General features: G+C 53.3%; 17 protein-coding genes and 1 pseudogene. 5 read left to right on the top strand and 13 right to left on the bottom strand.

The genetic code is table 11. The features are described 5' to 3' along the window. Window positions 1-44: 44 nt before the first annotated feature. The 6 genes and pseudogenes from MFP24_RS22355 to ftnA all read right to left on the bottom strand — a co-directional run bounded on the left by MFP24_RS22355 (window position 45) and on the right by ftnA (window position 2,847). Complete coding sequence (locus MFP24_RS22355; protein ID WP_249232888.1) at window positions 45-356, bottom strand: type II toxin-antitoxin system HicB family antitoxin; 312 nt, start codon at window positions 354-356, stop codon at window positions 45-47. Window positions 357-379: 23 nt separating this feature from the next. Beyond that, a pseudogene (locus MFP24_RS22350) lies at window positions 380-492 on the bottom strand (type II toxin-antitoxin system HicA family toxin); the annotation flags it as partial. Window positions 493-506: 14 nt separating this feature from the next. Further along, complete coding sequence (locus MFP24_RS22345) at window positions 507-923, bottom strand: type II toxin-antitoxin system VapC family toxin (RefSeq protein ID WP_249232889.1); 417 nt, start codon at window positions 921-923, stop codon at window positions 507-509. 2 nt (window positions 924-925) lie between these two features. Then, a complete protein-coding gene (locus tag MFP24_RS22340) occupies window positions 926-1,177 on the bottom strand; it encodes a type II toxin-antitoxin system Phd/YefM family antitoxin (protein WP_249232464.1) in 252 nt (83 codons plus the stop codon). Window positions 1,178-1,716: 539 nt separating this feature from the next. Then, entirely contained in the window at window positions 1,717-2,073 is a 357-nt protein-coding gene (locus tag MFP24_RS22335; protein ID WP_249232465.1) for a YebY family protein, read from the bottom strand. A gap of 258 nt (window positions 2,074-2,331) precedes the next feature. Next, the gene (gene ftnA / locus MFP24_RS22330; RefSeq protein WP_249232466.1) at window positions 2,332-2,847 is read right to left on the bottom strand and encodes a non-heme ferritin; all 516 of its coding nucleotides are present in this window, start codon (window positions 2,845-2,847) and stop codon (window positions 2,332-2,334) included. Between the two features lie 330 nt (window positions 2,848-3,177). Between ftnA and MFP24_RS22325 the strand changes: the two genes are divergently transcribed. Beyond that, on the top strand, window positions 3,178-3,408 hold the full coding sequence (locus MFP24_RS22325) for a DNA polymerase III subunit theta (RefSeq protein ID WP_009113126.1): 231 nt from the start codon (window positions 3,178-3,180) through the stop codon (window positions 3,406-3,408). A 76-nt stretch (window positions 3,409-3,484) separates the two neighbouring features. Then, window positions 3,485-3,637, top strand: coding sequence for a hypothetical protein (locus MFP24_RS22320; protein ID WP_249232915.1), 153 nt, complete (start codon window positions 3,485-3,487; stop codon window positions 3,635-3,637). 52 nt (window positions 3,638-3,689) lie between these two features. Here MFP24_RS22320 and MFP24_RS22315 read toward each other — a convergent pair whose 3' ends face one another. After that, window positions 3,690-5,726 (bottom strand): S9 family peptidase, encoded by a 2,037-nt coding sequence (locus MFP24_RS22315; protein WP_249232467.1) that lies wholly within the window; start codon window positions 5,724-5,726, stop codon window positions 3,690-3,692. A 162-nt stretch (window positions 5,727-5,888) separates the two neighbouring features. On the opposite strand from MFP24_RS22315, the gene purT reads away from it, so the two are divergent. Next, entirely contained in the window at window positions 5,889-7,067 is a 1,179-nt protein-coding gene (gene purT / locus MFP24_RS22310; protein ID WP_249232468.1) for a formate-dependent phosphoribosylglycinamide formyltransferase, read from the top strand. Window positions 7,068-7,133: 66 nt separating this feature from the next. On the opposite strand, the gene MFP24_RS22305 is transcribed toward purT, so the two are convergent. Then, complete coding sequence (locus MFP24_RS22305) at window positions 7,134-7,775, bottom strand: bifunctional 4-hydroxy-2-oxoglutarate aldolase/2-dehydro-3-deoxy-phosphogluconate aldolase (RefSeq protein ID WP_249232469.1); 642 nt, start codon at window positions 7,773-7,775, stop codon at window positions 7,134-7,136. A gap of 120 nt (window positions 7,776-7,895) precedes the next feature. Further along, window positions 7,896-9,371, bottom strand: coding sequence for a glucose-6-phosphate dehydrogenase (gene zwf, locus MFP24_RS22300; protein ID WP_249232470.1), 1,476 nt, complete (start codon window positions 9,369-9,371; stop codon window positions 7,896-7,898). 366 nt (window positions 9,372-9,737) lie between these two features. On the opposite strand from zwf, the gene MFP24_RS22295 reads away from it, so the two are divergent. Both MFP24_RS22295 and pyk read left to right on the top strand, forming a co-directional pair. Continuing rightward, window positions 9,738-10,607, top strand: coding sequence for a MurR/RpiR family transcriptional regulator (locus tag MFP24_RS22295; protein WP_249232471.1), 870 nt, complete (start codon window positions 9,738-9,740; stop codon window positions 10,605-10,607). A 194-nt stretch (window positions 10,608-10,801) separates the two neighbouring features. Then, window positions 10,802-12,244, top strand: a complete 1,443-nt coding sequence (gene pyk / locus MFP24_RS22290; protein WP_249232472.1) for a pyruvate kinase — start codon at window positions 10,802-10,804, stop codon at window positions 12,242-12,244. A 157-nt stretch (window positions 12,245-12,401) separates the two neighbouring features. Here pyk and MFP24_RS22285 read toward each other — a convergent pair whose 3' ends face one another. The 4 genes from MFP24_RS22285 to znuA all read right to left on the bottom strand — a co-directional run bounded on the left by MFP24_RS22285 (window position 12,402) and on the right by znuA (window position 16,908). Then, complete coding sequence (locus MFP24_RS22285; RefSeq protein ID WP_249232890.1) at window positions 12,402-13,172, bottom strand: amino acid ABC transporter ATP-binding protein; 771 nt, start codon at window positions 13,170-13,172, stop codon at window positions 12,402-12,404. Window positions 13,173-13,440: 268 nt separating this feature from the next. Continuing rightward, entirely contained in the window at window positions 13,441-14,412 is a 972-nt protein-coding gene (gene lpxM, locus MFP24_RS22280; RefSeq protein ID WP_249232473.1) for a lauroyl-Kdo(2)-lipid IV(A) myristoyltransferase, read from the bottom strand. 135 nt (window positions 14,413-14,547) lie between these two features. Further along, entirely contained in the window at window positions 14,548-15,873 is a 1,326-nt protein-coding gene (gene mepM, locus MFP24_RS22275; RefSeq protein ID WP_249232474.1) for a murein DD-endopeptidase MepM, read from the bottom strand. A gap of 12 nt (window positions 15,874-15,885) precedes the next feature. After that, the gene (gene znuA, locus MFP24_RS22270; protein WP_249232475.1) at window positions 15,886-16,908 is read right to left on the bottom strand and encodes a zinc ABC transporter substrate-binding protein ZnuA; all 1,023 of its coding nucleotides are present in this window, start codon (window positions 16,906-16,908) and stop codon (window positions 15,886-15,888) included. Window positions 16,909-16,919: the final 11 nt, after the last annotated feature.

The raw sequence follows: 16,919 nt of genomic DNA, 5'->3' as shown, positions 1-16,919 counted from the left end.
GTGGAATCAATATTAAGAAGGGTTTCATGCTCGGCCCATCGTTTTTAGGTGGGCGTTTTAATCGGTCGAGCCGACAAATCCACATCCAACACAAACCAGCTATCATAATCGGCATAGTCGGGCTGCCCCGCATAGACCAGGTGCCCGGCATCATTACTCTGTTCGATATCCACGTTACCGAGCGTCACCATTTCATCCACGATGGCTAAAATCGCCTCACGCGCCATACGCGCAATCTCTTTCTGGCTGTCAGCGGCAGAGAAACACCCGTAATCATCAGTGCACAGTGCCGGAACAATCAGACCGTATGCGGTGCGTTCATCTTTTGGCGTCTCTACACCCACAGAGAAAAACATATTCACCTCCAGAAAAGCGGAAATTAGATCCCCGCCATTTTTTTGATGGATTTGACCGTACCGAGCGGTAAATTTTTTTCGGATGCGGCACCGGAAACGTTTTTCCCGTTATGGGTGACCACCATATCTGATGACTCTCCCGTAACCCCCCTACCCCCAGGGATTGACAATAGGTACGCCCGTCGGCTCGAAATCAGCCACATTACGGGTGACTACCGTCATGCCGTGAACAAGGGCGGTTGCCGCGATTAGCGCATCACGATCGCCGCGCTTGTCGGGGACATGAAGGCGAGCACACCGTAACGCCACGGCGGTATCGACAGGCAACGTACGCCCGACGAACTCCGGCAGTACGTGCTGCTCCAGCCACGAACGCAGCATGGCCCCCTGCGTGGCGTCCCGGCGCTCAACCGACAGAATGCCCATCTCCAGTTCCATGATGGTGATGGACGAAACAAAGAGATCGGCGGCATCAACGCTTTCCGTCCAGGCCGCCACCTTCGCATCGGCCTTGCCAGCCCGCACTTTTCGCAGTTCGGATACCACATTCGTGTCAAGAACGAACATCATTAGAAATCAGCCGCCTTAGCTCCGATGTTCGCTTGAGGCGGCTCAAATTCGATGTCCGCAATACCCGGCATAGCCAACGCATCAGAAATGTTGCGACGTTGCTTTGTCAGCCGTTGATATTCCTCGATGCTTAGTAGCACATGCGCCGGCCGGCCGCGATCCGTAATGAATACCGGGCCATTCAATGCCGCCTTTTTGGCGCGGGTAACGTCCTGATTGAGTTCTCTACTGGATAAAGTCGTAATGGTCATAGCAGTACCTCCTGCCCGATGCGATTTGTAGTAACGTTACTACAAAATAAATAGAGGTGCAATAATAGGCTGCTGATGCACTTTCGACGGGATGATAAATCCTGACAGCCTCACAAAAGGTTTTGTAAAAACGAGGAAAGGAGTTTGCCCAGAAGTTACTCGGCCATAAATCGGCCAAAATGACAGATAACTATCTGAATACAAGGGGCAAGAAATATACTTATCTATAAAAGACCGAATATCGATTTTCGTGGAATTTTCGTGGATCAAAAAAATAAATAGTTATAAATCAATGATTTAAAAAAAAGACCGAATACGATTCCTGTATCCGGTCTAGGGAAATGGCTCTTGGGAGAGAGCCGTGCGCTAAAAGTTGGCATTTATACAAGCTGAACAAGCCTTGTCACCTAAGCGTAGCCAACTCCCTTGCGTTTTCCAGTTTTCTTGCATTTGCAATTATCACAAATGGAACAGAATTCACACTTTATTGTAACCATTAAAGGCTGGTAAATTAACATTCAATTAAGGAATCAATCACTTTATGGTTTAGCATCCGGATCGCAAAGCTGTTCTGCGCGTTCGATAAAAGGCTGTAAACTTTTCTTCTGCCCCGGATGCTTGGGGTCGTCCAACCAGATGGCGTCTATCGGCTGGGCATTAACCTGTCCGGACTTCATCTGGGCGGTAGCGACGTCGTTAAGTGGATATTGCATCAACGTCCCGGTATGCAGGGCATACAGTGCGTTGCCGGGCCGGCAAATAAGCTGAACCTCTTCCCGCGTAAACGCCCAGGTTTCTCCGTATTGCAGACGGCTTATATTCGCCAGCTTGGCGGCGGAAAAGGCATTAACAGACAGTGAAGCGAGAATCAGCAATAACAATATTTTCTTCATCATGTTGTTCCTGAGCATGATTATTCAGGCGCTTACGCCCCGTTCCGTTGCAGCGGCACTATTATCCAGCTCGAAGGCAGGCTTCATACCATATAAAACAGAGGGTTACTATATTAGCCGCTAGCGGCGATCATAACGATAGTGCCGGATGAAGTCGAGGGGGGAAAGTAGTAAAGGCAAGGTTCCGTTACGGCAGGACAATGCGCTCGTTCAACCGATGCGCATTGCCGCTATGCCGGGGTTTCAGTCAGTCTGAAGGACTCAGGACGTTGCGCCACCGGACACATTTGCCGCCATTTTTTTCAGATCCTGATCGATAAAGAACAGGCCGCCTTCGCTGGTGTTGACCAGGGCCAGTTTATCCAGGATAGATCTGAACAGTTTTTCTTCTTCATGCTGCTCGGCCACATACCATTGCAGGAAGTTGAACGTTGAATAATCCTGTTGCGCCATTGCGGCGTGGGCCAGCTGGTTAATTTTGTCGGTAATCAGTTGCTCATGTTCATAGGTGAGTTTGAATACGTCCGCCAGCGACGCAAACTCCACCGGCGGCGCGGCAATGGCGCCTAATATCGGCATACTGCCGGTATCATCCAGATAGTTGAACAGGCGCTGCATATGCTCCATCTCTTCCTGAGAATGGGTTTTCAGAAAAGCGGAAGCACCTTCAAAGCCTTTATCGCCACACCAGGCGCTCATCTGTAAATATAAATTAGCGGAATAAAACTCCAGGTTAAGCTGCTCGTTCAATTTTTCGATCATTTCTTTTTTTAACATAGTCATTCCTTATTTCTCAGGCAGGTAAATGCATCGCGGCTTATTATGCCTGAATAATAAAAATAAAAACATCTCATTAACTAAATTAACAAATAATTATTTTTATGTTTTAAATCATATAATTACATTTTACATAATTGATACTAATTTTCATTTTCAATAAATAATTCGTTATCGTGATTGAGAATTATTTTTATTATCAAAGAAAATGGGAAATATAATTGAACCCGTTTTATACCCACCGCAGCCGGGGCAGCGTCTTGCCATTTCCCCGGCTCTGTTTTACCTTGACGCACAGAATACGGTAATCGATATGCAGGAGAAGACCACATGGGACATAATTTGGCCGATCTGCCCAAAGAAGAGATGGACAAGATTAATGTGGATCTGGCCGCGTCGGGCGTTGCCTTTAAAGAACGCTATAATATGCCGGTTATTCCTGAGGTGGTAGAGCGGGAACAACCGGAGCATCTGCGCGGTTATTTCCGTGAGCGCGTCGGATTTTACCGCCAGCGGTCGCTACAGTTCTCACGCCTGCCCTATGAGCCTAAATCCAAATAGCGTCTGCCGGCGACATATTTCATCGTGATAAAAAATATTTTCTCCTTGCATATCGCAACAAACAAGCGGTTAATGGGTGAGCAACCCAACCTTTTACCAAGCGAGGTCAGAAATGAGTAAAGGAATGGACAGCAAAAAGAACAGCAAGAAAAAACCCCTGAAAACCGCCGTTGAAAAGCGCGCGGATAAAAAGGCCAAGAAAGCGCAGCCTCAGGCGGATATCACTTAAAGCCAACAATGCTGATCGGTAAACCCGCATCAGCGGGTTTACTCTCATCACTTCAATCGATTTCAAGCACCATCAGCAAGAACGCATATTCCAGCGCAATATCCTCATAATGTTTGAAGCGTCCCGACTTTCCGCCGTGCCCGGCATCCATATCGGTATACAGCAGCAAAAAACGCTTATCGGTTTTTAGTTCCCGCAGCTTGGCCACCCATTTTGCCGGTTCCCAATACTGAACCTGCGAGTCATGCAATCCGGTGGTGACCAGCATATGCGGATAAGCCTGAGCGGTTACCCCGTCGTACGGGCTGTATTGCCTGATATAGTCATAATAGCGGCGATCGTTCGGATCCCCCCACTCTTCATACTCGCCGGTGGTCAGCGGGATGGACTCGTCCAGCATGGTGGTCAGCACGTCGACAAACGGCACCTGGGCGACGACGCCTTTAAACAGATCCGGCGCCAAATTCACCACCGCGCCCATCAATAATCCCCCCGCGCTGCCGCCCATGGCGAACATTTTTTGCCGATCGCCATAACCCTTTTCGGCCAGCGCCTGCGATATATCGATAAAGTCGGTAAACGAATGCATTTTATTCAGCAATCGTCCGTCGTCATACCACTGCTGCCCCAGTTCGCCGCCGCCGCGAATATGGGTCAGCGCAAAGACAAACCCCCGGTCCAGCAGGCTAAGCCGGCTGACGCTGAAATCCGCGTCCATGCTGCTGCCATAGGCGCCATAGCCGTAGACCAGAATGGGATTTTGACCGGGTTTGAAATGTTCGCGATGATAGACCAGGGAGACCGGGACTTCAACACCGTCGCGGGCGGTAATCCATAAGCGTTCGCTGCAATAATTATCCGCGCGAAAGTCCTTCACTTCCGCCTGCTTGAGCAACCGTTGCCGGCCGGTATCCATATTCAACTCAAAGAGCGAACTCGGGGTGGTCATGGACGCGTAGCCGTAGCGCAACAGCGCGGTTTCCGGCGTTGGGTTATACGACAGCCAGGTCACGTAGCTGGCGTCATTGAAGGTAATATTTTTCTCTTCCCGCGTCTGCCAGTGAATTTGCCGCAGGCTGGTGAGCCCCCGCTCCCTTTCCTCCACCACCAGCCAGTCGCGAAACAGCTCGAAACCTTCAAGCACGCGCTGTTCCCGCGGCGCAATCAGCGTTTCCAGACTACCTTCCCCGACTTCCTGCGTGCGATACAGGCCAAAGTTTTTTCCTTCCCGGTTGGAGCGCAGGTAAAAGGCGTCCCGATAGTGGTCGACGCCATACTCGTGATCTTTACGCCGGGGGATAAACACCTGCGGTGCGGCATCATGGCGCGCCGCGTCGATCAACAGCACCTCGGTAGTGGTAGTGCTGCTAAGGTAAATGATGATGTAACTTTCCGAGGTCGTCTTGCCCAGGCTGACGTAAAAGGTATCATCCTTCTCCTCATACACCAGCTCGTCGGCCGCCGGATCGTTTCCCAGTTGATGGCGATAGACCTGATACGGCAATAAGGTTTGCGGATGTTTGCGTACGTAATAAAGCATGCCGGAGTCAGCCGACCATTCCGCCCCGGAAGAGACCTTTTCAATAACGTCGGGCAACCACTCGCCGCTGCGCAGATCGCGGAACCGAATGTCGTACTGCCGGCGGGACAGAAAATCCTCCGACAACGCCAACAGCTGATTATCCGGGCTGACCTGCAGCGTCCCCAGACTATAAAACTCATGATTCTCCGCCCGCTGATTGCCGTCCAGCAGCGTTTCCCATTCATCCGTCACGCTCTCGGGCTGGCGACGATAGATGGGATATTCTTTGCCCGTCTCATAGCGGCTCTGATAGCGGTAACCTTTTCTAACGTAGGGAACCGACATATCCTCCGACGGTATCCGGTTGACCATTTCGCCATACAGCGCCTGTTTCAGCCCGTCATAAGGCTCCATCACCTCGCGGCTGTAGCGGTTCTCCTGCTGCAGATAGGCCAGCACGTCAGGATCGCTGCGCTGGTCGTCGCGCAGCCAGTAGTAGTTATCGATGCGGGTATCATTATGAACGGTCAACGGATGGGGTCTTTTTGCTGCTTGCGGTGCTGTCATGGTGTTCAGGTCCTTGGTTCGGGAATAAAAAGAGTGGCACGATTCCCGTCCGATGCCAAGTCACGGCGGCGTTTTCCCTGCGGCGCGCATGGCCTCGGATGCGCACGCAAACGTTTTCGTTTATACTGCGCCCATTTTTCACAACCAGATCGGGTATAGGCTATGTTAACGATTGGAACAGCCCTGCGCGCCGACGCCACGCGCGTGATGCTGCTGGGCTCCGGTGAGTTGGGCAAGGAAGTCGCCATTGAGTGTCAACGCTTGGGTATCGAGGTTATCGCCGTCGATCGCTACGCCGATGCGCCTGCCATGCAGGTCGCCCATCGCAGCCATGTCATTAATATGCTGGACGGCGAAGCGTTAAAAACGTTGGTTGAATCCGAACGCCCTGACTATATCGTGCCCGAGATTGAGGCCATCGCCACCGATATGCTGGTGACGCTCGAACGGCAAGGCAATCGAGTGGTGCCCTGCGCGCAGGCAACCCGCCTGACGATGAATCGCGAAGGCATTCGCCGCCTGGCGGCCGAAACGCTGGGCGTGCCGACCTCAAGCTACCGCTTTGCCGACGACGAAACCGACTTTCATCAGGCGGTGGCGGAGATTGGCTACCCCTGCATCGTCAAGCCGGTGATGAGTTCATCAGGCAAAGGACAGAGTCTGCTGCGGGACCCCGGGCAGTTGGATAAGGCCTGGCGCTATGCCCAGCAGGGCGGGCGCGCCGGCGGCGGGCGGGTTATCGTTGAGGGATTGGTCGATTTTGATTTCGAAATCACCCTGCTGACCATCCACGCGGTGGACGGTATTCACTTCTGCGACCCCATCGGCCACCGCCAGGAGGACGGCGATTACCGCGAATCCTGGCAGCCGCAGCAAATGAGCCCACTGGCGCTGGAGCGGGCGCAAAAAATAGCCGCCGAGGTGGTAAAAGCGCTGGGTGGCCACGGGCTGTTTGGCGTGGAGCTGTTTGTCTGCGGCGACGAGGTTATTTTCAGCGAAGTCTCGCCGCGCCCGCATGATACCGGGATGGTGACGATGATCTCGCAGGACCTGTCAGAGTTCGCGCTGCATGTCCGCGCGTTTCTCGGGTTGCCGATCGGCGCCATTCGTCAATACGGCGCCGCGGCCTCCGCGGTGATTCTTCCTGATCTGGATAGCCGGAACGTACGCTATCAGGGGCTGGAGGGCGCCTTGCGTCCACACACCCAGATCCGCCTGTTCGGCAAACCGGAAATCGGCGGCAAGCGACGCATGGGCGTGGCGCTGGCAAGCGCGCAAACCATCGAAGAGGCCGTCCTGCTGGCGAAAGAAACCGCGGCGGCGGTGAAGGTCAGCGGTTAAGCACCGCCGAGTCGGTAAAAAAGCCATCCGCGTGGATGGCTTCGGACCGTCGTCAACCTTGGCTTACTACCCTTTCGCCCCGGCTACCGCTGCGCGCGCCAGTTCGGTGATACGCGCATAATCGCCGCTTTCCAGCGCATCGTTCGGCACCAGCCAGGAGCCGCCGACGCACAGTACGCTTTTCAGCGCCAGATAATCACGGTAGTTGTTGGGAGTAATCCCCCCGGTCGGGCAGAAACGAATTTGCGCGAACGGCCCGGCGATCGCCTGTAACGCTTTAACGCCGCCGTTGGCTTCCGCCGGGAAGAATTTAAACTCGCGTAAACCGTAATCCATCCCCAGCATCAGTTCAGAGACGGTGCTGATCCCCGGGATCAGCGGGATGCTGCCTGCCGTTGCCGCCCGCAGCAAAGGTTCCGTCAGCCCTGGGCTGATGGCGAATTGCGCGCCGGCCTCGGTTACCGCGGCCAGCTGTTGCGGATTGGTTACCGTACCCGCGCCGACGATCGCTTCCGGCACCGCTTTAGCAATGGCGCGAATAGCGTCTACGGCGCAGTCGGTGCGCAATGTCAGTTCCAGAACGCGAACGCCGCCGGCAACCAGGGCTTTTGCCATCGGCACCGCATATTCCAGTTTATTGACCACAATAACGGGAACCACGGGACCCGACGTCAAAATTTGTTCCGCGCTCGTTTGCCAGTTTTTCATCAAGAGTTATCTCCAGTCATGCCCGCAGGCACCATTAACGATATAGCGCGCCCCTGCCACAGGGGTCTGCATTAGCAGCAGACATCCGACCGCACCGTTAGTCACACAGATATAAAACCGCTATTCAAATTCGTTCCAGGAACGCCCGTCGCGGGTGATCATCGCCACCGACGCCACCGGCCCCCAGGTGCCGGCCTGATAAGGCTTGGGCGCATCGTTGTCCATCGACCAGGCGTCCATAATCGAATCAACCCATTTCCAGGCTTCCTCAACCTCATCACGGCGCACGAACAGCGCCTGGATGCCGCGCATGGTTTCCAGCAGCAGCCGCTCGTAGGCGTCCGCCAGATGCTGCTGATTAAACGTCTCGGAGAAGCTCAGATCCAGCTTCACCGTCTGCAAACGGTGTTTGTGCTCCAGGCCGGGGATTTTATTCAGGATCTGAATTTCAATGCCCTCATCCGGCTGCAGGCGGATAATCAGCTTATTCTGCGGCAGTTGCTGATAGGAGTCGCGGAACAGGTTCAGCGCCGGGTTTTTAAAGTACACCACCACTTCGGAACATTTGGTTGGCAGGCGTTTACCGGTACGCAGGTAAAAAGGCACGCCGGACCAGCGCCAGTCATCGATATCGACACGGATCGAGACAAAGGTTTCCGTATCGCTGATTTTATTCGCCCCTTCCTCTTCCAGATAGCCCGGCACTTTTTTGCCCTGAACAAACCCCGCCGTATACTGGCCGCGCACCGTGGTTTCATGCACGTTGCTGCGATCGATGCGGCGCAATGAGCGCAATACTTTCACTTTTTCATCGCGGATGCGATCGGTGGTCAGGTCGGAAGGCGGCGACATGGCGATCATGGTCAGAATCTGCAGCAGATGGTTCTGGATCATATCGCGCATCTGACCCGCTTTATCAAAATAGCCCCAGCGCCCTTCAATACCCACCTCTTCGGCCACCGTGATTTGTACGTGGTCGATCGTCCGGTTATCCCAGTTGGCGGAGAACAGCGAGTTGGCAAAACGCAGCGCCAGCAGGTTCAGCACCGTCTCTTTGCCTAAATAGTGGTCGATACGGTAAACCTGGCACTCGTCAAAATACTCGGCGACCCGATCGTTAATCACCCGCGAGGAGGCCAAATCCGTCCCCAGCGGTTTCTCCATCACCACGCGCGACGGCTCTTTGTTCAGCCCCGCGGTGCCCAATCCCCGGCAGATAGCCCCAAACGTACTGGGCGGCATGGCGAAGTAGTTAATGGTGGTGCGATTTTTCTGATCGAGCATTTTGCCCAGTTTGCTAAAACCCGGCGTATCTTCAACATCGAGATTGCAGAATTCCAGCCGCGCGCTTAAGGTTTGCCACAACCCCTCGTCAATGGGTTCTTTCATAAACGTATCCAGCGCATCGCGGATGATGCGGGTATATTCCGCTTTATCCCATTCGGCTCGCCCGACGCCAATAATCCGCGTTTCCGGATGGATATGACCCGCTTTTTCCAACTGGTACAGGGAAGGCAGCAATTTACGGCGCGCCAAATCGCCCTTCGCGCCGAAAATAACCAGGTCGCACGCCTGGGCTGTTGAAGTTACCGCCATGTTCATCTCCTCGTTGCAGGATACTGTAATTTTATTACAGCAGTAATGTACTCTTTTTAACTCCGGCCAGTAAACCCGTCCCCCACGGCAAAATTAGGTCTAAACTGACTAAGCGCCACATAAAAGCTAGCTTGTAACCAGGACGAAAGCGCATGCCGCCTATGGCTGTAAGAGAAATTTTTCACCGTTTCTGACAACGGATTACTTTTCTGAAAGTTAGACACATGTCATGTTCTGGCAAAAAAAACGCGCAACTTCACGTTTTGCCCTCTGCCAACCTTTACAGGGTCGTAGTATATTTTCACGAAATCCGCATCGATTGCTGCTTATAGTTGAAATCGGGAAAACTTACATGGACTTTGTTATATGAATATGCTGGAAAAAATTCAGAGTCGCCTGGAAATTCTGAGCAAATCGGAAAGAAAAGTCGCTGAAGTGATCCTGAGCGCGCCGCAAACGGCAATCCATTCGAGTATTGCAACCCTGGCCAGAATGGCGGTGGTGAGCGAGCCCACCGTCAACCGTTTTTGCCGCCGTCTTGAAACCAAAGGTTTCCCTGATTTTAAACTGCATCTGGCGCAAAGTCTGGCGAACGGCACACCTTATGTGAATCGTAACGTCGAAGAAGATGATAGTGTCGATGCCTATACCAGCAAAATTTTTGAATCGACGATGGCCGGTCTGGAGCATGTGAAATCCTGTCTGGATATTGCCGCGGTTAACCGGGCGGTGGACCTGCTTACCCAGGCGAAAAAGATCTCCTTCTTTGGTTTTGGCGCCTCGGCGGCGGTCGCCCATGACGCCATGAACAAATTCTTTCGCTTCAATATTCCCGTGGTCTACTTTGACGACATCGTGATGCAACGCATGAGCTGCATGAATTCCAGCGATGGGGATGTCGTGGTGCTTATTTCACACACCGGGAGAACCAAGGGCCTGGTTGAGATGGCGCGACTGGCGCGCGAGAACGACGCGACGGTGATCGCCATCACCTCCGCGGCAACGCCCTTGGCCCATGAAGCCTCTCTGGTTCTGCGGGTCGATGTTCCGGAAGATACGGACGTTTATATGCCGATGGTATCCCGTATTGCGCAACTTACGCTGATCGACGTGCTGGCCACCGGCTTCACGCTACGGCGCGGAGCAAAATTCAGAGATAACTTGAAGCGAGTCAAAGAAGCGCTGCGGGAATCACGCTTTGATAAAGGGGAAGGTTTTAGCAACCCTTTCGGCTGATTTTTTAACGCTTAACGTATTTTATTATCAAGTTATAATCGATTGGCATAAGAGATATAATAACCATAAACGGACCAGGCTCAATACGGAATCCGGGTAACTCAGATGAAATAGTTTGGTTGTAAAGTTACACTTTACCCTGTTACCTGACATTATTCGCACCACTACTGCTTCACCAGTCAACGGAGTTATACATGTCCAGACGGCTCAGAAGAACCAAAATCGTTACTACCCTGGGGCCAGCTACGGACCGCGACAATAATCTGGAAAAGATCATTGCCGCAGGCGCTAACGTAGTACGCCTGAATTTTTCTCACGGCACAGCAGAAGACCATCAATTACGTGCCGATAAAGTGCGTGAAATTGCGGCAAAATTAGGCCGCCATGTTGCCATTCTTGGCGATTTGCAGGGACCCAAAATCCGCGTTTCCACCTTCAAGGAAGGTAAAATTTTCCTCAATATCGGGGATAAATTCCTGCTGGACGCCAATTTGTCCAAAGGCGAAGGCGATAAAGAAAAAGTCGGTATCGATTATAAAGGTCTGCCCGGCGACGTGGTTACCGGCGATATTCTGCTGCTGGACGACGGCCGCGTACAATTGAAAGTCCTTCAGGTTGAAGGCATGAAGGTTTATACCGAAGTTACCGTCGGCGGGCCGTTGTCCAACAACAAAGGGATAAACAAGCTCGGCGGCGGGCTTTCCGCCGAAGCGCTGACGGAAAAAGATAAGCAAGATATCCTTACCGCGGCAAAAATCGGCGTTGACTATCTGGCGATCTCCTTTCCCCGCACCGGCGAGGATCTGAATTACGCCCGCCGACTGGCGCGCGACGCCGGCTGTCATGCGAAAATCGTCTCCAAGGTTGAACGCGCGGAAGCGGTTGCCTCCGATGAGGCCATGGACGACATCATTCTGGCTTCCGACGTGGTTATGGTGGCCCGCGGTGATTTGGGCGTTGAAATCGGCGATCCCGAACTGGTTGGTATTCAGAAGAAACTTATCCGCCGCGCCCGTAAGCTCAACCGCGCGGTGATCACCGCCACGCAGATGATGGAGTCGATGATCACCAACCCGATGCCGACGCGCGCCGAGGTTATGGACGTGGCCAACGCCGTGCTGGACGGCACCGATGCGGTGATGCTTTCCGCCGAAACCGCCGCGGGACAGTATCCGGCCGAAACGGTGGCGGCGATGGCCAAGGTGTGTCTTGGCGCGGAAAAGATCCCCAGCATCAACGTCTCCAAACATCGTCTTGATACGCAGTTCGATAATACCGAAGAGTCAATCGCCATGTCGGCGATGTACGCCGCTAACCATCTGAAAGGCGTGACGGCGCTGATCGCCATGACGGAATCGGGGCGCACCGCGCTGATGATGTCGCGCATCAGTTCCGGCCTGCCCATTTTCGCCATGTCGCGCCATGAGCACACGCTGAATCTGGCCGCGCTTTATCGCGGCGTTACGCCGGTTCATTTCGATAGCTATACCGACGGCGTCGCCGCCGCCAACGACGCGGTGATCCGGCTGCGCGACAAGGGGTTCCTGATGTCCGGGGATCTGGTTATCGTCACCCAGGGTGACGTGATGGGCACGGTTGGCACCACCAACACCATCCGCATTCTGCGCGTGGAATAACCGACGGCGCGCGTGATGCCGATACGCGTTTAGATAAAAACCGGACGGTTCGCACCGTCCGGTTTTTTCATTGCGGCCATATTCTAGCGGCTGGATATAATCCCGCGATTCAGTAACTGACATAGGCGTCGTTATATACAGGATCGAGCGCGCCTTATCAAATATTGTAGTCAATCACCCTATCCAATAGCCCGCTGCCCTTCAAATGCCGGGAAAGAAATTGTATGGTGCGCGCTTCCCGGGGATTAAAGAAAATATCTTCCGGCTTGCCTTGTTCCAGAATAACGCCCTGATCCATAAACGCGACGCGGGTTGCAACATCGCTGGCGAAACCCATCTCATGGGTGACAACCACCATGGTAATACCCGATTCGGCCACCTTGCGCATCGCCTTCAATACGTCGTCCACCAGTTCGGGATCGAGGGCCGAGGTAGGTTCATCGAACAAAATAACTTCCGGCTTCAACGCCATAGCCCTGGCAATACCCACCCGCTGTTGCTGCCCTCCGGATAGCTGGGACGGGTAGTAGTGGGCGAAAGCGCCCAATCCGACATTATCCAGATGACTAAGGGCCAGCTCCTTGGCTTCGCTTTTGGCATACCCCTGAACGGTAACAAGACCTTCGGTGATATTTCCCAGCGCGGTTTGATGAGCGAAAAGATTATAATGTTGAAACACCATGGCCGTTTTGCGGCGCAACGCCAATATTGATTTCATTTTCGCACCGGCTTTAACGGTAATGTCTCCCACGCGGATCTCGCCGCTGGTGGGTTGTTCAAGATAATTAATGCAGCGCAACAGGGTGGTTTTACCGGCGCCGCTGCCGCCGATAATGGCGACGACATCACCTTGGGAAACAGAGAGATCGACGCCGCGCAATATTTCTTTATTGCCGAATGATTTACGTAGATTCTTTACCTCTATCATATTTCTCACCGCCCCTTTTATTAAGGAAACGCATCGAACCCCATAACCGGAAATAATCGCCGACGAAATAACCTTCCAATATCGTTTTAAACTAGAATAAAATAAGAAAAAACAAAACGATGTTTTTCTCCAATGCATATATAATTTTGCTATTGAAGATACAGGGGAAACTCTATTTTTAAGGCGGCGAGCATGGCTGCATTTTGCCGTGATTGGCGGGCTATCCCTGCCCGCGCCTTTCAATGCCTGGCGGATAAAGCGGGGGAAACTAATCGCGGTAAAGATCGTCCCGGCGATAAGGTTCAATTTCTCCCGGCTTGCGGGTTTTCAGCAATTTTAAAATCCAGGTGTATTGCTCGGGGTGCGGTCCGACGAAGATTTCTATTTCCTCGTTCATGCGCCGGGCAATATAGTCATCCCCGGCGTCGGCCAGATCGTTCATCGGCGGGCGGATAAACACCTCCAGACGGCACTCCTTGGCATTATATACCGGGAACAGCGGCACAATATCCGCACGACACACTTTCATCAGGCGGCCGACCACGGGTAGCGTCGCCTTATAGGTGGCAAAAAAGTCGACAAATTCGCTGTGCTCTTCGCCATGATCCTGATCGGGAAGATAATATCCCCAATATCCCTGCCGCACAGAGCTGATAAAGGGTTTGATGCCATCGTTACGGGCGTGCATATGTCCGCCAAAGCGGCGACGCAGTTTGTTCCACCAGTAGTCCACCAGCGCGTTTTTCTGATTGTGGAACATGGCGGCCATAAGCTGTCCGCGAGAACTAAGCAGCATTGCCGGAATATCCACCGCCCAACCGTGCGGCACCAGAAAAATCACGTTGCGGCCCTGCTCCTTCAACTGCTGCAAAATCTCTTCGCCGTGCCAGCGGACGTGTTTTCCCACCGCTTCGGGGGCGCGTAGCCCTACTTCCACCATCATGACCATCGCCTGCAGGGCGGTGGCAAACATATTGTCGATAATGGCTTCGCGCTGCGACTCGCTTAACTCGGGCATGCAGTACAGCAGGTTAATGCGGGCGCGCCGGCGAGCGCCCTTGGCCAATCGCCCGACCAAACGGCCTAATCCGCCCAGAACAGGATTTCTCAAACCGGCAGGCACATACGCGATGAGCGCCATGACTCCGATACCCAGCCAGGTGCCCCAGTAGCGTGGATGATAAAAAGCCTTTTGGAACTGAGGAATAAACTCAGCGTGCGTTTTTTTTTCTTTTTCCATACATCAACTCTTCAGATAAATTATGGATAGCTCGCCATTGTCATCGCCATCGTGTCACCGAAGGCAAAAAAGAGCATAACCCATAAATAAAAACGCCGGCGGCGCAGGCCACCGGCTGAAAACTCGCAGCAGAAATTAATCAAACCGAAGCTGCGGAACAACCTCTTTTACCTGCGCCAGATAATCACTGCGCTCTTTACCGCTCAGGCCTTCAGAGCGCGGCAGTTTAGCCGTTAATGGGTTGACCGCCTGCTGGTTTACCCAGAATTCATAGTGCAGGTGCGGCCCGGTAGAGCGCCCGGTATTGCCGGATAAACCAATGCGATCGCCGCGCTTGACCTTTTGCCCCGGTTTCACCAGGATGCGGTTCAGGTGCATATAGCGCGTGGTGTACTGGCGACCGTGGCGGATCGCGACATAGTTACCCGCCGCGCCGCTGCGCTTGGCGATGACCACTTCCCCATCGCCCACCGCCAGCACCGGCGACCCTACCGGCATCGCGAAATCAACGCCTTTATGCGGCGCGACGCGACCGGTAACGGGATTAAGACGACGCGGATTGAAATTCGAAGAGATGCGGAACTGTTTAATGGTGGGGAAACGCATAAACCCGCGCGTCAGGCCGGAACCTTCACGATCGTAGAATTTACCGTCCTCGGCGCGGATGGCAAAATAATCCTTACCGCCGGTATTCAGGCGAACGCCGAGTAATTCACTCTGTTCACTGCGGCCGTCCAGTATCTCGCGCGACAGCAGCACGGAGAAGGTATCATCTTTGCGCAGCTTGCGAAAATCCAGTTGCCATTGCAACGCCTTGATAACCGAACTGACTTCACTGTTGGTTAAACCTGCGTTTCTGGCGCTATTGACGAAACTGCCATTCAGCCTGCCATTCAGCACGCTGTTGCGCCATTCTCCCTTCAGCGTTTCAATCCGTTCTTTAAAATCAGAGCCGGCGCGTTCATAAATCCGGGTTTCACGACGGGACATCTGCCAGGTCAGGCTCTGCAATTCGCCATTCTCCCCCAGCACCCAGGATATTTGCTGACCGATCTTGAGATTACGCAAATCGCGGTTCTGTTCGGCAAGCCGGGTGACGTCCGCGATATCGATGCCGTACTGGGTGAGAATGCTGCTTAACGTATCACCGGTTGAAACCACATATTCATGCACCCCGCCGTCGTCAGCGACTTTATCATCCAGCTCATCCTGCGGAATTTCATCATCCGGCGTGGGCTGATCGATAGGCTCGCTGGCCTCCGGCGTCAGCGTGCGCAACTGCTGGCTGGTTTCCAGAGCGATATCTTTCACTATCACCGGGGCATCATTAACGGGGGCATAAACAAAAGGCCGCCAAACAGCAACGGCCAATGTGATAACGGTAAGCGACCCCAGCATGACGCGGTGGGGTCTAGGTAAGCTGTTATACGCCAGAGCGATAGTTCGGACTATCTGCTGCACTTATTCGTATCCTCATGATTTTTCCTCCAGGCAGCTCAGATACTGGCTCGACAGCCGTGACAGGAAATCCACATAGCTGTCTTTACCCAGTGCGATATCGCTTCCCAATGGATCCAGCACGCCCGAGCGCACGTCAGTTCCCTTGGCGACAGCATTAATAACGGCCGGCCTGAATTGTGGCTCAGCAAAAACACATACGGCTTTATGCTCAACCAACTGTGTTCGAATTTGATGTAAGCGCTGTGCGCCGGGTTGAATCGCCGGGTTGATGGTAAAATAGCCTAATGGGCTTAAACCATAGCGTTGCTCAAAGTAACCATAGGCGTCATGAAAAACAAAATAACCCTTACCCCGCACAGGCGCTAGCATGTTAGCAATTTTTTCATCTGTTTGCGCGATTTTATCTGTGAAATAAAGCAGATTCGCGTCTAGTTTGTCTTTATTTTGAGGCATAAGTTCCAATAATTTTTCATGAATAGCGATCGCGGCCTGTTTTGCCATCTCCGGCGACAGCCAAATGTGCATATTGTGCTCGCCATGGTGATGCCCTTCGCTCTCTTCCTCATGCGCCGCATCGGCCGTATGATGGTGCTCGGCCGCGTGCGATTCACCATCATGGTGATGCGCATCATCATGGTCGTCGCCCTCTTCGTGCCCATGCCCGGCCTCTTTTACCAGCTGCGCTTTTACCGCCGGTAATTCCGCCAGGGTAATCTTCCTGGCCGGATCAATCTGCGATAGCGGCTTGCCGAGGAAAGCTTCCATTTCCGGCCCCACCCAAATAATCAGCTCGGCGGATTGTAAACGCTGGACATCAGTCGGGCGCAGGGCATAATCATGGGGCGAAGCACCGTTGGGCAACAGCACTTCAGTTGGCGTAATCCCTTCCGTTATCGCCGAGGCGATAAAACCCAGCGGACGGATTGAGGCCACCACCGCGGCGCCAGCGGTGTTAATCGACGCACCGGAAACCATCAGTGCGCTGGCAACAAACACACTTTTTAACCATTTATATTGTTGAATAGGCATTTGCATGTCATCTCATC

Origin of the sequence: Brenneria tiliae (genome assembly GCF_023347575.1) — a bacterium.
Lineage (GTDB): Bacteria > Pseudomonadota > Gammaproteobacteria > Enterobacterales > Enterobacteriaceae > Brenneria > Brenneria corticis.
Note: the sequence above shows the minus strand (reverse complement) of the source record. Positions and strands in the feature narration are given on the sequence as shown.

Excerpts from the sequence above, each read along its gene's own strand:
- lpxM (WP_249232473.1), bottom strand. The coding sequence starts at position 14,412 with ATGGAAAAAGAAAAAAAAACGCACGCTGAGTTTATTCCTCAGTTCCAA.
- ftnA (WP_249232466.1), bottom strand. The coding sequence starts at position 2,847 with ATGTTAAAAAAAGAAATGATCGAAAAATTGAACGAGCAGCTTAACCTG.
- pyk (WP_249232472.1), top strand. The coding sequence starts at position 10,802 with ATGTCCAGACGGCTCAGAAGAACCAAAATCGTTACTACCCTGGGGCCA.
- zwf (WP_249232470.1), bottom strand. The coding sequence starts at position 9,371 with ATGGCGGTAACTTCAACAGCCCAGGCGTGCGACCTGGTTATTTTCGGC.
- MFP24_RS22325 (WP_009113126.1), top strand. The coding sequence starts at position 3,178 with ATGGGACATAATTTGGCCGATCTGCCCAAAGAAGAGATGGACAAGATT.
- MFP24_RS22335 (WP_249232465.1), bottom strand. The coding sequence starts at position 2,073 with ATGATGAAGAAAATATTGTTATTGCTGATTCTCGCTTCACTGTCTGTT.
- MFP24_RS22285 (WP_249232890.1), bottom strand. The coding sequence starts at position 13,172 with ATGATAGAGGTAAAGAATCTACGTAAATCATTCGGCAATAAAGAAATA.
- znuA (WP_249232475.1), bottom strand. The coding sequence starts at position 16,908 with ATGCAAATGCCTATTCAACAATATAAATGGTTAAAAAGTGTGTTTGTT.
- MFP24_RS22305 (WP_249232469.1), bottom strand. The coding sequence starts at position 7,775 with ATGAAAAACTGGCAAACGAGCGCGGAACAAATTTTGACGTCGGGTCCC.
- MFP24_RS22345 (WP_249232889.1), bottom strand. The coding sequence starts at position 923 with ATGTTCGTTCTTGACACGAATGTGGTATCCGAACTGCGAAAAGTGCGG.
- MFP24_RS22295 (WP_249232471.1), top strand. The coding sequence starts at position 9,738 with ATGAATATGCTGGAAAAAATTCAGAGTCGCCTGGAAATTCTGAGCAAA.
- MFP24_RS22340 (WP_249232464.1), bottom strand. The coding sequence starts at position 1,177 with ATGACCATTACGACTTTATCCAGTAGAGAACTCAATCAGGACGTTACC.
- purT (WP_249232468.1), top strand. The coding sequence starts at position 5,889 with ATGTTAACGATTGGAACAGCCCTGCGCGCCGACGCCACGCGCGTGATG.
- MFP24_RS22315 (WP_249232467.1), bottom strand. The coding sequence starts at position 5,726 with ATGACAGCACCGCAAGCAGCAAAAAGACCCCATCCGTTGACCGTTCAT.
- MFP24_RS22355 (WP_249232888.1), bottom strand. The coding sequence starts at position 356 with ATGTTTTTCTCTGTGGGTGTAGAGACGCCAAAAGATGAACGCACCGCA.